Genomic DNA, 13,786 nt, shown 5'->3' on the forward strand with positions numbered 1-13,786 from the left:
GTATTAAAAAAAGACTGAGACTTTTGTCCCAGCCTTACTATTGAGAAAATCGCTTTTAACTTATTAAGAGAGAATAAGATCGACGAGTAGTTCAGGCGTCATGTGACTGATATAGTTTTCCAGTTGGACATCTTCCAGAGCCTTTAATAGGTCGTCTCGGCGCATCTTTACACCAATTAATTGCTTTTCTAATTCAGCAATATCGGATTGGCCAAAGAAATCGCCCCAGATCTTGCATTGGCTAATCTTACCATCCTCAACCTCAATAGAAATTTCGACCGTTCCTACTTGGTCGAAGTGGTCATCACGGTTGTAAGTGTATTGCGGAGCTTTGCCATAGTTCCAATCCCAATTCTTATATTTTTCCTTGGCTAATTGGTCAATCCCTTGCCAATCTTCCTCGGTTAATTCATATTGCTTAATTTGTCCGAAGTCCTCGACATCAAAGAGTCGGCAAACTAAGGCTTCAAAGAGCTCATCCATGGACATGGCTTGAAATTCTGGCGCTAAGGCTGGACGAATCGGCGCTACCCGACTTTTGACCGACTTAATTCCCTTAGAAATAATTTTCTTTTGGTTAGGGTTTAAGGCCTTCACCATGGCTTCAGCATCAATATCAAAGAGGAGGGAGAAACCACCATAGACCCGGTCACCGACTAAGGTCATGGCAGCGCCCGACACCTTCTTATCGCCTAGGTACATGTCATTACGACCCTTGGTGTGTAAACCTTGAACCCCCATGTCCTCTAGAGCCTTGATACCTGGTTGGTACATTTTTTCAAAATTACCAAATAAATCATTGGATTTGTGGTCAGCTAAGAAGCAGACATTGATGGCGCCACGGTCACAGTAAACTGCTCCACCACCAGTATCGCGGCGGACCACTTGAATATTTTCTTGGTCGATATAGTCTTGGTTGACCTCAGCCCGGGCATTTTGATACTTACCAATTTCTACTTTAGGGTCACACATATAGGGAAAGAGAATGTCCTCATCCAAGAAAATATGGCTTTGGGCATAGACTTGAGCTGCCAAGGCTAGTGCCCCGTCATAAATCCGTTGACCATCACGTTTTAAATCAATTAAATACATTTTTTCTCACTTGTCCTTTTAAAGTTCACATAATGTTTGTTGAATATCGTCAGTCAAGCGCAAGCTTTGGTCTTTAATGGATGGTGGAATATGGTAAGGTTTTTGGTTCATCATCACATAAAGGGCTTTGGGATTTTCCTTGGTCCACGCTTGGAAGGGTTGGCGAATAAATTGTGGGGTGGTATTTCCCACACCAATTTCTAAATAAAGTATCTTGTCGTATTGGTTTTTCTTAACAAAGTCTTCATAAGCTGCTTGGTGGACCTGCCAGTCCTTATCCTCTACCATGCCATTTTCTGCCGTGCGCTTATTTAACTCCAAGGGGGCGCCGCAATTTGGGCAATAAGGAACAAGTTCACTAGGAATCCGCATATTTTCTTGTTCCTTAGCCATGCGATAGAGCAAGGCGTCATCGCGATAGGTCACTGGCTGGCAATGCTTTTTACACTGCATGAGAACATACTTCCCTTGGTAGTAGTGCACCTTATCCATGTCATAGCCAGCCTTAGGAAAGGCGTTATCAGCATTGGTGGTAATAATAAAGTAATTTTTTCCTTGAAGGTATTGGTTAAAATGTTGGTAGGCCTTACCAGCTTCTTGTTCAATCCCATTCATAATGGCAAAGCGACTGGCAAAAGCCCAATATTCTTCCAGACTGGGGTAATCATAGAGGGAAGCTTGCAACATATCAAACAAATTAAACTTTTCAATAAAGTCAGGAAATGCCTGCTCAAAGCGCTCCCCCACATAGGTAAAGCCGTCAGCAGCTGACATGCCAGCACCGATCCCCACCAAGATGGCCTGGGCTTCTTCCATTAAGGCCCGCAAAAGGTCTGATTCATTATTATAATTTTGGCTTAAAGCTTGCCAAACTGTTTCTTTATCACTCATCTACTCTTCCCCTTCTAGTCTGTCAATTAAGTCCTGATATAAATGAAGGTCTTGGTCCAAATAAACATTGAAAATCACTTGCAAAGATGATCCGCTTTTCTTTAAATAGTCTCTTACTGTATTGAAGGCAATTTGAGCAGCGAGATCATTAGGGAAGTGGAACTCGCCCGTAGAAATACATGGGAAAGCCAAGCTCGTCAACCCCAGTCGATCGGCCTCTTTTAAGCAGGAAAGATAGGACTGCTTGAGAAGATTTTGGCGGATGGGACTGACCCGGTCAGATTCAATTCTTGGGCCCACGGTATGGAGAATATACTTAGCCGGCAAGTGGTAAGCTGATGTTGTCTTGACCTTGCCAACCGGCTCATTGTGGCCCTGGTCTTCCATGATATCGTTCAATGCTAGCCGCAAGCGGACACCGGCGCGGGTTTGGATGGTATTATCAATGCACTTATGGTTAGGGATAAAACACCCTAATAGAAAGGAATTCGCTGCATTGACAATCCCATCAACTGCTAAGCGGCAGATATCCCCTTGCCAGAGATAAATCCGGTCTAAGGCTGGTTCTAATTTGTCCAGACTAACGGTCCCTTCTTGGTCACGCCAACGCTTTAAATACTCATCTTCTAAGTCCAGGTAATCCTCACTAATAGGCCAGGCGGGACGGGTATTAATCAGAGCCCGCCACTTGTCATGCATGGAATAATCCCCATAGTCAGGCCTATCTTCAACCTTCCTTCTGAGATAGTATTTATCACTTCGCTCGGCTTCTAGGTAATCAATCATTTGCCTTAGCAATTCTTCTGCTGTCAAGATACTCCCCCCAATAAAAAAATCCTATGCTAAAGGTGTGACCTCTAGCACAGAATCATTCAATATCACCCTAGGCTTCTTCTAAAGCGTCAAATTCAGCTGGGTCGACATCTTTTAAGCGAACAATCCAGTTTTCTTCGCTTTTAGCAGAATTCAATAAGGAAGGTTGGTCAACCACTTCAGTATGGCGTTCAACCACGGTTCCCTTGAGCGGGGAGTGAATTTCCATCACGGTTTTTGATGCTTCAATATTTAACAAGGCAGCATCTTTTTCAACTTGGTCTTCTTGGGCAAATTCAGCATAGCCCACTGTACCGATATCATCTTGTAGTTCTGGAGTCATGGATACCGTATAAAGATCGCCATTTTGTTCTACAAATAAGTAATTTCCACGTTTTGTCATTCTTCATTCTCCTTTTGTTTAAATTTATGTTGGAGCAAATCGCTGGCTCCAACTTATCCTTAACTATTCTAGCACAGAAGTGAGAGAGACCCAAAAATTTAAATCTCTTTTAAGTGATTAAATAAATGATAATTTTCTTTGTAAATAATATCGTTTTTTATTATCCAAAAAATTAATTTTCCTTTTAAGGACCAAAAAAAGACTGTGACAAAAGCCACAGTCTCACTTTATTTATCGCTTACTTTTAGAATTGAGAGTGGTCACCATCTTGGTCCTTCTTGTCTGCTTCACCCTCATGTAATTTATGATCAAGGTGTTCTAATTGCTTCTTAGCAAAGTCACGTCCACCTAAACCAAAGGCTAAGGCAAAGGCAACTGCAGCTCCACCAACAATGAACATGAAACCAGTATTAACAATGGTTTGGGCAAATTGTAATTGGTCAAGAGCCATGAAGATAGCCAGAGCAATTAAACCATATTGAACAATATTAGCTAAAATATTGGATCCGGTTGATTCTTTGAGGAATTGGGATAAGAGATTTCCACCAACAACCCCTAAGATCAGAATGATTACAGCAGATAATACTAATGGTAGGTAGGCAATAATTGCAGCACCAATAGTATTTAAGACTTCTAATTGAAGGACATTTAGAGCCTCAACAAAGAAGAAGATGACAATGACTGCTTTGACGATATTGGCAACGATCGCTGATAATTTCACGTTGACATCGCCACTAGCATTAAGATACTTGGTATATTTATTGATATTAGCTGCTTCCAGTAAGTTTTCGATCAAGTCGCCAACTAACTTAGAAACTAGGCCACCCACAGCAATCAAGATCGCTGCTACCAAGATATTTGGAATAGCCGCTAACATCATATTTAAGACATTAATAATTGGACGGCTAATCGATTCAATACCTAAAACTTCTAAAGCAGCGGTTAATAGTGGGATGAAGAGTAAAACATAAACAATGGTTGCGCCAACTTTGGCTAATTTATTACCACTTGGTGCAGCGTCCACTTGGTCTTTAACCGTTTCACCAACAGCACCTTCAGATTTGTTAACCAGTTTATTCATCCAACCATCGATGTCAACCTTTTCGAGCAGGCCTTGTACCAAGTCGCGGACAAATCCGCAGAGGTAGAAAGCCAATACCAAGATAAGTCCAGAACCAATAATATTTGGAATGAAAGCAAAGAACTTATCGAACATATTGGTGATTGGTTCAAGAACGCCACCGATATTTAAACCATTTAAAATCGCCGGTAAGAAGAATACAAAAACCAAGTAATAACCGACACTGGCTACTGTTTTAATAACACCCTTGGCATCTGATTCATTCTTGGCCACTCCCCATTTTTGGAAAGTGCGGTCAGCGTGAATGGCACGCAGGCCTTTGACAATCAATTTACGTACAATTACCGCAATAATCCAGGCAATAAGGATTAAGAGAATAGTCCCTAGGATATTAGGAACTGCTGCGATAATTGGATCTAATAAAGTATGTAAGAAATCCATTATAATCTCCTCCTAATACAAAATATTACTATTTTTATTACCTTAATTATATCAACCTTTAATAATATTTTAAAATAATATGAACTTTCCCTTTAAAATTTACACAAAGCGATAAATATTTTGTACTTAATAAAGATGTTTTATCATTATAAGAAAGTATTTTTGTTCCTAAGCCTACTTGATCCCCAAATAGTGAGCCAGAAGTTCAAGGGTCTGCATTCGCTTGTCAATTCCTGGAACTAGGGGCATAATCAGAGCTTCGTCGGCATCTAAGTAATTGATCCAGTCCTTCAGCTGGCTGGCTACTTGGCTGGCCTTGCCATGGAGCATCCGACTGCGGTTGCTCTTAATTTTTTCAGCCATCTGACTGGTGATTTCGGTTGCTTTGGCCGTTTTGATGGATGGCATCCGTTGGTAGTAAGAAAACTGATCTTGACCTAAAAGCCATAAATCCAGCGACCGGGTCAAGTCTTCCGCCTCATCTTCTTGGTCAGCAGTCGCTACAAAGGCTGAAAACATGGCCTTAGGTTCCTGTAATAATTGTGAGGCTTTAAAGTGCTTGCGGTAAGTGGCAATGGCTTGGCGTCCCACTTCTAGGGCATCTTCTCTGGCATAGGGGAAGATGCCATAGACATAGGCACAGCCAGCTTCAGCGGCCCACTTGGCCCGGCGAACACTAGTGGATAAGAGCCACATTGTCGGTAAGTCTTCCACTTGAGGATTGGCTAGAATCTTAGTTTGCCCATCCTCGCTTTGAGTGAGATAGTCATAGACTTGTCTTAAGTCTGCTTCGTAAGAAGGGATCTTGTCACCAGCCCGTTCCAGCGCCTTCCTGACGATTGGTGTCCCCATGTTATTACCTACGCCTAAGTCAATCCGCCCTGGGAAATAAGCCTCCATCACCTTAAAGTTTTCCACCACCTTATAGGGGCTGTAATGGGGCAACATGATGCCTCCCGACCCAATTCGAATACGTTGAGTGTGGTTGAGCAACTGCATCATAATGACTTCAGGACTTGAACTGGCAAAGGCAGGAACATTATGGTGTTCAGCCATCCAAAACCGCTGGTAACCCAAGGCTTCCGCCTTTTGAGCTAACTGAATCGTATGGGCTAGGGCCTGGCTGGCTGTTTCGCCTTCATCAATCACTGCATAATCTAAAACACTTACTTTCACCCGATAGACCTCCTTTATTTCATTCACTTATAGTATAACACGGCATGGCTAAGAACATTCACTGGACCCTAGAGAGGATTCACACCTAGCTTGACTTGGCATTTTAAGCTAAAAGCCATAGAATATAATTAATAAAATCATTAGGAGGTTATTATGAAGCAAGCAATGAACCCTAAATACCAAGCCTTATTCCAGCCACTGACCTTGCCCAATGGGATTGAATTGGCTAACCGCTTTTCTTTGAACCCCTTGACGACTAACTCGTCGACTCGGGAAGGCTTTGTAACCGATGAAGACATCAATTACGCCAAAAGACGTAGCCAGTCTGCCCCCTTACAGGTCACCACGGCAGCCTATATTGAAGACTATGCCCAATTGTTTGAATTTGGCCCCAGTGTCCGCGATGACCGTTTTATTGAGGGACTCAGTCAACTGGCCAAGGCCATGAAAAGGGACGGCGCTAAGGCCATCCTCCAATTGACCCATGCTGGGCGTTTCGCTAAGGCTACCCTAAAAGACTACCATGTCGTCTACGGACCTAGCTACATGCATCTCAAGAGTCCAGTCGAACATGACGTCTTAGCCATGAGTCAGCGTAAAATTGACCATGTCATCCAACAATATAAAGAAGCCACCAGACGGGCCATTGAAGCCGGTTTTGATGGAGTAGAAATTTCTAACGCCCAACGGTTATTGCCCCAACAGTTCTTCTCTCCCTTCTCAAACCAAAGAGAGGACCATTACGGCCCCCAAAATCTAGAAAACCGGGCCCGCTTTGGGGTTGAGGCCACCCAAGCCATCCAAGAAGCGATTGATGAATCCGGGGTGAAGAACTTTATCTTGGGCTTTCGTGGCACCCCAGAAGAAACCCGGGGCAATAAAGTTGGCTATAGCGTCGATGAATTTAATGATTATTTCGACCGTCTTCTTGACGTTGCCGACATCCAATACTATGCCATTGCTAGCTGGGGCCACGACATTTACCTAGAAAAAGTTCGTAGCGATAAACACCAAGGCGAGTATGTCAACCAAGTGGTTAAAGACCATATCAATGGTCGGGTACCTGTCATTGCTACTGGAGGGATTAATTCTCCTGATAAGGCCCTAGCTGCCCTAGAACATGCGGATATGGTGGGACTATCTTCTGTATTTGTTACAGAACCTGACTTCGTGACTAAATTGGCCCAAGGGCAGGAAGATGCTATCGATATTAGTCTCCACCCTGAAGACTTAGCTGACCTCGCCATCCCCCAAGGAGCCTTTAAGGACTTAGTTGAATTTATGGACTATGGCGGCTCCCTACCGCAAGCAACCCGTCAAGACCTCCGCCAATTAAACCAACAAGATACCACTTCTTACTTTAAGGATTATCAATAAAAGGATCGAGTAGGACTCTGTCCGTTAGTCGGACAGAGGACCTCTCACACCACCGTACGTACGGTTCCGTATACGGCGGTTCAATATCTTAAATAGGCAGACTCCGCCAGGAGGGTTAATGATTTTAATCCCCACTGACGGAGTCTTTTTGTTGTCAGAGCGTAGTGCACCTCCGGTGTCTTGGATAGACGCCAATACTTCTTGCGTGAGAAAGCAATACGCTTCGCGCTTTCACTATCCAATCCCAACCGCATGAGGCGTATAATCTTCGTTCGACAGTTTTTCCATCGCTTCAAAATGAGTTGCCTTAGGCGATGGTTTAACCATTGTTCTATCTCTTCAATATAGGTTTTAATATAGCCTACTCCAAAATAGTTGATCCAACCTTGTGTGACTTGGTTGATCTCTTTTACAATGGTTTTAAAGGTACCTGGTCGCTTTCGACTTGTCAGACGTTTTAACTTTGCTTTGAATTTCTTCTTCGCTTCATTCGTCGGACGAAAACGACAACCCTTTCGGGTAGGCTTGATAAGGCAACCCAAGAATTTTAAACGGGTTGGCGAACCCACTTGACTTTTCTCATGGTTAACGGTTAATCGAAGATCTTTTTCAATGTAAGTAGTAATACTTTTTAGCACACGTTCTCCTGCTCGCTTAGATTTGACGAAAATCGCAAAGTCATCTGCGTAACGTACAAAACGATGTCCACGACGTTCTAATTCTCTATCCAATTCATTTAAATAAACATTACATAGAAGCGGTGAAATAACACCCCCTTGAGGGGTACCCGTATGACTGTCAATAAATTGACCAGACATATCAATAACACCTGCACTCATAAAACGTCTAAGAATACGTGATATCGCTGGATCTTTTACCATTTGTTCCAAGTAATGAATCATTTAATCTTGATTAAAATTATCGAAACAATTCTTTAGATCGCAATCAACCACAACTTTATAGCCTGTTTCGTAATAGTCGACACATTGTTTCAGTGCACTATGTGCACTCTTGCCTTTACGAAAGCCATGACTATAAGGTGATAGTTGAGGATCTATGATTGGTTCAATCACTTGTCGAATGGCTTGTTGAACAATGCGATCCCTGACCACAGGAATACCTAATCGACGAACTCCTCCATTGGCTTTGGGAATTTCTACCCGCTTGACCGGTTGAGGTTTATATGTTGCATTCATCAATTTCTGTTGTAAGGGTCTAAGATACTTTCTTACTTCAGCTTCCGCAGCTTCTGCGGAAACACCATCAATACCAGCTGCTCCTTTGTTCTTACGAACTAATTGAGCTGCTCGCATGAGGTTTTCTTCTCTGACAACGAGACTCATTAGAGACCCATCATGTCTTTTCATATATTCAATAGCTCTACCACTAAGCACATCTACATACTTTTCAGGTTCCACCTTATTCCTCTGTAGGCTGCGTTGCTTCCGCAACTTTTCTGCTTTTCCCATAATTGAGCTACCTCCCATCTAAATAAACATGGATATTGTTCAGTCCTTCGTTTCCTCTGGAAACTACTATGACTTCGGCTGACTTCTCACAGTAAACCTTTTTCGACCGGCTTCTTATAAGGGGACTCCTGCGCCGTCTGTGAGATCTCCCTGGGTAAGAACGACAACTTTCTACTCATGTCACTGCTTCATCTACTGTCTCAGATTCGTGCAGTATTGGACTTCACTTTGTCTGGCAAGCTCATCCATCTTTTGACAGCCTTTCTTTATGAAGTTTCTGTACGTCAGTGCAAGTATTTGCCTCCAACTTCCTTCAGATTCCACCTCACGGTGGACACCCTTGTCATTGGCTAACAGTTCCTACTGCAAAGGCCTGTAGTGGACTTTCACCACCGAGTTGTCGCCCATGCCAGGCGCACCAAAGAAAAAGCAGACGCCCAGTTTTAAGAGCGTCTGCTTTTTTAGTCTGATCATCATTAAATGTCTAAGCCAATTTCAAATTCACGTGGTTTCTTCTTGAAGAGGTATTCCCCGTTGCGAACCGAAGCCAGGCATTCTACCCGGTTACGGACCGCTTCAAATGGACTTGGTGCATCTAAGACGATGAAGTTGGCTGATTTATCAGCTGCTAGGCCATATTGGTCTTCGATGTGGAGGGTTTTAGCCCCATTATAGGTAATTAAATCCAAGACCCGTTCAAAGTCTTCGTCAGACATGATTTGAGCAGCATGGATCCCATTATCTAAGATATTCATCATATTCCCATTTCCTGCTGGGTACCAAGGGTCAACAATGGAGTCTTGACCAAAGGAAACATTAATATCATTGTGGAAGAATTCCGCTACCCGGGTCAAGCCACGACGTTTTGGATAGGAGTCTGACCGACCTTGTAGGTACATATTTTCCGTTGGTTGGGAGGTAAAGTTCATCTTCGATTGTTGGAAGAGTTGCATGAGACGGAAGAAATAAGCGTCATCTGCTGAACCTAGTGAACAGGTATGGCTAGCCGTTGTTCTAGGACCATAACCTTCTGTTAAGACCAAGGCATTAAGTAACTGAACGAAGCGGGACTCAGGGTCATCGGTTTCGTCACAGTGAACGTCAATCAACTTGTCATATTTCATGGCTAGTTCCACAATTTTGTGGATGGATTTTTCACCTAATTCTCGCGACCATTCAAAGTGAGGAATCCCACCTAAAACATCGGCCCCCATTTTCAAGGCTTCTTCCATCAATTCTAAACCTTGACCATTACCATCTTTATAGGCAAAGACCCCTTCTTGAGGGAAGGCAACCACTTGGATAGTGACCTTATCTTTTAATTCATCACGGACTTCCAACATGGCTTCGATATTTTTTAGTTCAGGATCGGTACAGTCCGTTTGGGCCCGAATATATTGAGTCCCATATGCCATCACGTCGCGAACCGCTTGGTACATCCGTTCCTTAGCTTCTTTTTTGCTTTGTCCTAGTTTAATGTGAGACCAGCGGGCAATTCCTTCATAGAGGGTCCCGGTCGCATTTTCAGAGTTATCGGCTTTGCCGGTGAAATAGTAGTCTAAGTGCAGGTGAGAATCGACATAAGGCGGGATAACTAACTTGCCCCCTAAGTCAATGACTTCATCTGCTTCACCTAAATCCTTACCAAAAGCAGTAAATTTACCATCTTCAACCATAAATTCATTGGCATCTGCTTGCTTATAAATTACTGCATTAGTAAATTTTTTCTTCATAGCATAACCTCCATTAATTTAATCGTTACACTTCCATCCTACTCTATTTTCACTTTTTTTAAAAGTTTATTATCACAAGCTGGCCTACACTGGTCCATCTATTGCTTAAACATCTTGCAGATCAATAATGGTCCGCCCCATATGTTTACCGGTCTTTAGGGCTTCAACTGTCTCTTCAATTTGATCTAAGCCCACACTATCATAAGTTAATCGATCAACCACCTTCCAGTCAGTGGCGAGTTTATTCCATAATTCCTGCCGGTAATGGATATCGAGTTCTTGGCTGTTAATTCCTAGCAAGTTGACCCCTCTAAGAATCAAAGGGAGAACAGTGGTCTCTAGCTGATTACCCCCGGCATTCCCACACAAGGTCATCGAGCCCCACTCACGAATAAAGGTCATGGCCTGAGCAGCAACCTGACCACCGACAGTATCTAAGACAAAGTCAAAGCGGCGCTTATTCAGAGGCTTATTTCCCCCTAAATCTGCTGGCCAAATCACCTGAGCAGCCCCTAATTTCTTAACCAATTCTTCTTGATAATCTTTTCTGATTAGAGCAGTCACATTTTTAAAGCCTAACCTATTCAGGATGGCTAGGGCGATACTGCCTACCCCACCACTAGCGCCGGTCACCAATATTTCAGGCTGCTGGTCTACTGTCATACCGTGCTTCAACAAACTATCCACCGAATAAGCGGCCGTCAGTCCAGCAGTACCATAAATCATGGCTTCTTTTTCACTCAATCCCTCCGGCAGAGTCACTAACCAATCATAGGGCACTTTGAGGTATTGGCTATAGCCGCCGTTATGGTTCACTCCCGCTTGCGAACAGGTATTAATCACTTTTTGCCCAATTTCAGCCTCAGGATGACTGGACTCAACAATTTCCCCACTGGCATCGATCCCAGGAATGAGTGGATAGGAACGGATCACGCCTCCCTGGTGCTGAGTGGCTAGCATATCCTTATAATTCATCGATGAATAGGCCAGCTTGACAATCGTGTCGCCCTCATCTACCGGCTGGTCTCCCAATTGGTAATCTTCTAAAGCATAAGAGGTTTCGTCGCCATCACTACGCACAACAACAGCTTTAAAAGTCTCCTTCATCTTAATCCCTCCATATTCTTATCAACCGCTACAATTTTCTACTTGCAGTATGTCAAGAAGGTCATTAAAAATCAAGGGAAGCGCTTACTTTTGGAGGCAAAAAAGAGAGGCAGAAACAAATGTCCTAGCCTCTTTCTCAATTCTAATCTTCGACTTTAGATTTTTCTTTGATGGTGTCGGCAGAATTTTGTAATTTGGCAAGTTCTTCTTCAGTTAAGTCTAATTGACTTTGTTTAACAATCCCTGCTTTACCAACGATCGCTGGGTAGGAGAGATAGGTGCCATATTCTTCACGGTAGTTAGAAACAGGTAATTCTTCATGACTATCGGAAAGAACCGCATCGACTAAGCGATCAGCAGCTGCTGTAATCCCATAGTTGGTATATTTCTTACCTGAGAAGACCACGTAACCGCCATCACGGGTTTCTTGGTCGACATCTTCTAAACTGAAATCGACTTTTTCTAATAGCTTGTAAATGCTTTGGCCCATGACTTTAACGGTCGACCAAGCCACAAATTGGGAGTCCCCGTGTTCCCCTAGACTGTAACCTTGGACTGATTTAGGATGAACATCAAATAATTTACCCACAGCCCGTTGTAAACGTGCGGAGTCCAATAAAGTCCCGGTTCCGATAACCTTTTCCTTGGCTAGGCCGGTAACTTCTTGGTACAAGTTACAAATCGCGTCATTAGGGTTAGTAATGACCACTAAAACCCCAGAAAAGCCTGATTCTTTAATCGTTTGACCAACTTTTTTCACTTGTTCACGGTTATGTTTTAACTCACCGAAGCGGTCAGGGTTGTCGCCACCAATTAAGCCAATGTTCCCTAAAGCAGAAACAATAACTTCTGCTGATTTGAGGGCTGCTTGATCATTGACATTGATTTTGACGCTGTGGTTTAAGTTACTCATAGCATCTTCAAAGTCTAAGGCATCTGCCTTCACCTTTGCTTCATTGGTATCAAATAAAGTCAATTCATCAACATGGCCATTAAGGATTAATTGATGGGCAACAGTAGACCCAACATTTCCCATTCCAAAAACTGCTACATGACGTGACATCCAATCACTCCTTTCATTTATTGTTACATACTATACCACACTTTTTGACTTTGAAGCGGTAAATTTTCAGAAAATTCTTTCTTTTTGGCCTTTTCTATTCTATGAATTAAAAACCAATCTAGTATATACTGGTAATTGACCATACAGGAAAGGAAGAGATCATGCCTATCCCCATTATTTACGAAGATAACCACCTGCTCATTGTTGAGAAGCCAATCAATATGCCGGTCCAAGAAGATGCTAGTGGAGACCTAGACCTACTGTCAGCGCTCAAGGCATTTATTAAGGAAAGGGACCATAAACCAGGCAATGTCTACTTGGCCCTCCTCCACCGCCTGGACCGTCCAGTGGGTGGGGTGATGGTCTTTGGGAAGACCTCCAAGGCCGCTAGCCGCTTATCGGATGATTTTAGAAGGCATAGGGTCAAGCGCGACTACCTGGCTGTGGTTCAAGACCAAAATTTGACGCTAAAAAATCGAGAAACCTGGACCGATTACCTCTATAAAAACCGTAAAAAGAACAAAGTCAGCGTGGTTAATAAGGCCGACAAGCGCGGTAAAAAGGCTGTCCTTGACTATCAATTACTGAAACAAAGAAAGCAAGTTGCCCTGGTCAGAGTCCGCCTCCACACCGGACGGTCTCACCAAATTCGCGTGCAATTTCAAAGCCGCCAGCACCCACTCTGGGGTGACCAAAAATACGGTCAAAAATATAGTCACAAAGGCCAACAAATCGCACTCTGGGCCCAGCATTTAAGCCTCATCCACCCCACCAAAAAAGAAATAATGACTTTTACCAGTACCCCGCCCCTCAGTAAAGAGCCCTGGAATATATTCAAAGACCAATTCACTACTGATGAAGACTGATATTTCATGACGTAAAAAAAGAGCACCCCAGCGATGGGGCGCTCTCCTCGTGGTGTGACTGTCGCACTCTCAAAATGTGCTCCAAGCGCGAGGTGAGCTCCATTTCAGAAGTCCTTGCAAATCCTCTTCGAGGATTTACTGCGCACTTCTTCCAATTGCTATAGCTGTTCGAAGCAAAGCGAGTTACAGATATAGTATGCGTAGCTCTCTCCCCTCTTTTTGCGCTTGTCACACTCTCTTCCAAACCTGCTCCAGTCACAGGACGAACGTCCAT

General features: G+C 43.3%; 12 protein-coding genes and 1 pseudogene. 2 read left to right on the forward strand and 11 right to left on the reverse strand.

The annotated features are described in order from the left end of the window. Nucleotides 1-63: 63 nt before the first annotated feature. The 6 genes from DBT50_RS07190 to DBT50_RS07215 form a co-directional block, all read right to left on the reverse strand. Entirely contained in the window at nucleotides 64-1,092 is a 1,029-nt protein-coding gene (locus tag DBT50_RS07190) for a lipoate--protein ligase (protein ID WP_111852655.1), read from the reverse strand. Nucleotides 1,093-1,110: 18 nt separating this feature from the next. Continuing rightward, nucleotides 1,111-1,983, reverse strand: coding sequence for an SIR2 family NAD-dependent protein deacylase (locus tag DBT50_RS07195; protein WP_111852656.1), 873 nt, complete (start codon nucleotides 1,981-1,983; stop codon nucleotides 1,111-1,113). Further along, on the reverse strand, nucleotides 1,984-2,796 hold the full coding sequence (locus DBT50_RS07200; protein WP_111852657.1) for a protein-ADP-ribose hydrolase: 813 nt from the start codon (nucleotides 2,794-2,796) through the stop codon (nucleotides 1,984-1,986). A 70-nt stretch (nucleotides 2,797-2,866) separates the two neighbouring features. After that, a complete protein-coding gene (locus DBT50_RS07205) occupies nucleotides 2,867-3,199 on the reverse strand; it encodes a glycine cleavage system protein H (RefSeq protein WP_111853476.1) in 333 nt (110 codons plus the stop codon). Nucleotides 3,200-3,443: 244 nt separating this feature from the next. Further along, nucleotides 3,444-4,721: a mechanosensitive ion channel gene (locus tag DBT50_RS07210; protein ID WP_111852658.1), complete on the reverse strand. Its 1,278-nt coding sequence runs from the start codon at nucleotides 4,719-4,721 to the stop codon at nucleotides 3,444-3,446. Nucleotides 4,722-4,895: 174 nt separating this feature from the next. Next, nucleotides 4,896-5,897 (reverse strand): LLM class flavin-dependent oxidoreductase, encoded by a 1,002-nt coding sequence (locus DBT50_RS07215; RefSeq protein WP_111852659.1) that lies wholly within the window; start codon nucleotides 5,895-5,897, stop codon nucleotides 4,896-4,898. Between the two features lie 153 nt (nucleotides 5,898-6,050). Between DBT50_RS07215 and DBT50_RS07220 the strand changes: the two genes are divergently transcribed. Beyond that, a complete protein-coding gene (locus tag DBT50_RS07220) occupies nucleotides 6,051-7,274 on the forward strand; it encodes an NADH-dependent flavin oxidoreductase (RefSeq protein ID WP_111852660.1) in 1,224 nt (407 codons plus the stop codon). A gap of 80 nt (nucleotides 7,275-7,354) precedes the next feature. Here the strand turns inward: DBT50_RS07220 and DBT50_RS07225 are convergent, their stop codons facing one another. The 5 genes and pseudogenes from DBT50_RS07225 to DBT50_RS07245 form a co-directional block, all read right to left on the reverse strand. After that, nucleotides 7,355-7,843 carry a group II intron maturase-specific domain-containing protein gene (locus DBT50_RS07225; RefSeq protein ID WP_286048963.1) on the reverse strand — a complete coding sequence of 163 codons (489 nt, stop codon included), beginning with the start codon at nucleotides 7,841-7,843 and terminating at the stop codon, nucleotides 7,355-7,357. After that, a pseudogene (gene ltrA / locus DBT50_RS07230) lies at nucleotides 7,820-8,761 on the reverse strand (group II intron reverse transcriptase/maturase); the annotation flags it as partial. The gene DBT50_RS07225 and the pseudogene ltrA, both read right to left, overlap by 24 nt. Nucleotides 8,762-9,219: 458 nt before the next feature. Then, entirely contained in the window at nucleotides 9,220-10,476 is a 1,257-nt protein-coding gene (locus DBT50_RS07235) for an amidohydrolase family protein (protein ID WP_111852661.1), read from the reverse strand. A gap of 105 nt (nucleotides 10,477-10,581) precedes the next feature. Further along, on the reverse strand, nucleotides 10,582-11,583 hold the full coding sequence (locus DBT50_RS07240) for a YhdH/YhfP family quinone oxidoreductase (RefSeq protein ID WP_111852662.1): 1,002 nt from the start codon (nucleotides 11,581-11,583) through the stop codon (nucleotides 10,582-10,584). A gap of 142 nt (nucleotides 11,584-11,725) precedes the next feature. Continuing rightward, entirely contained in the window at nucleotides 11,726-12,646 is a 921-nt protein-coding gene (locus tag DBT50_RS07245; RefSeq protein ID WP_013670067.1) for an L-lactate dehydrogenase, read from the reverse strand. A gap of 161 nt (nucleotides 12,647-12,807) precedes the next feature. Between DBT50_RS07245 and DBT50_RS07250 the strand changes: the two genes are divergently transcribed. Then, nucleotides 12,808-13,512, forward strand: a complete 705-nt coding sequence (locus DBT50_RS07250) for an RluA family pseudouridine synthase (RefSeq protein WP_111852663.1) — start codon at nucleotides 12,808-12,810, stop codon at nucleotides 13,510-13,512. Nucleotides 13,513-13,786: the final 274 nt, after the last annotated feature.

This window comes from Aerococcus tenax, from assembly GCF_003286645.3.
GTDB lineage: Bacteria > Bacillota > Bacilli > Lactobacillales > Aerococcaceae > Aerococcus > Aerococcus tenax.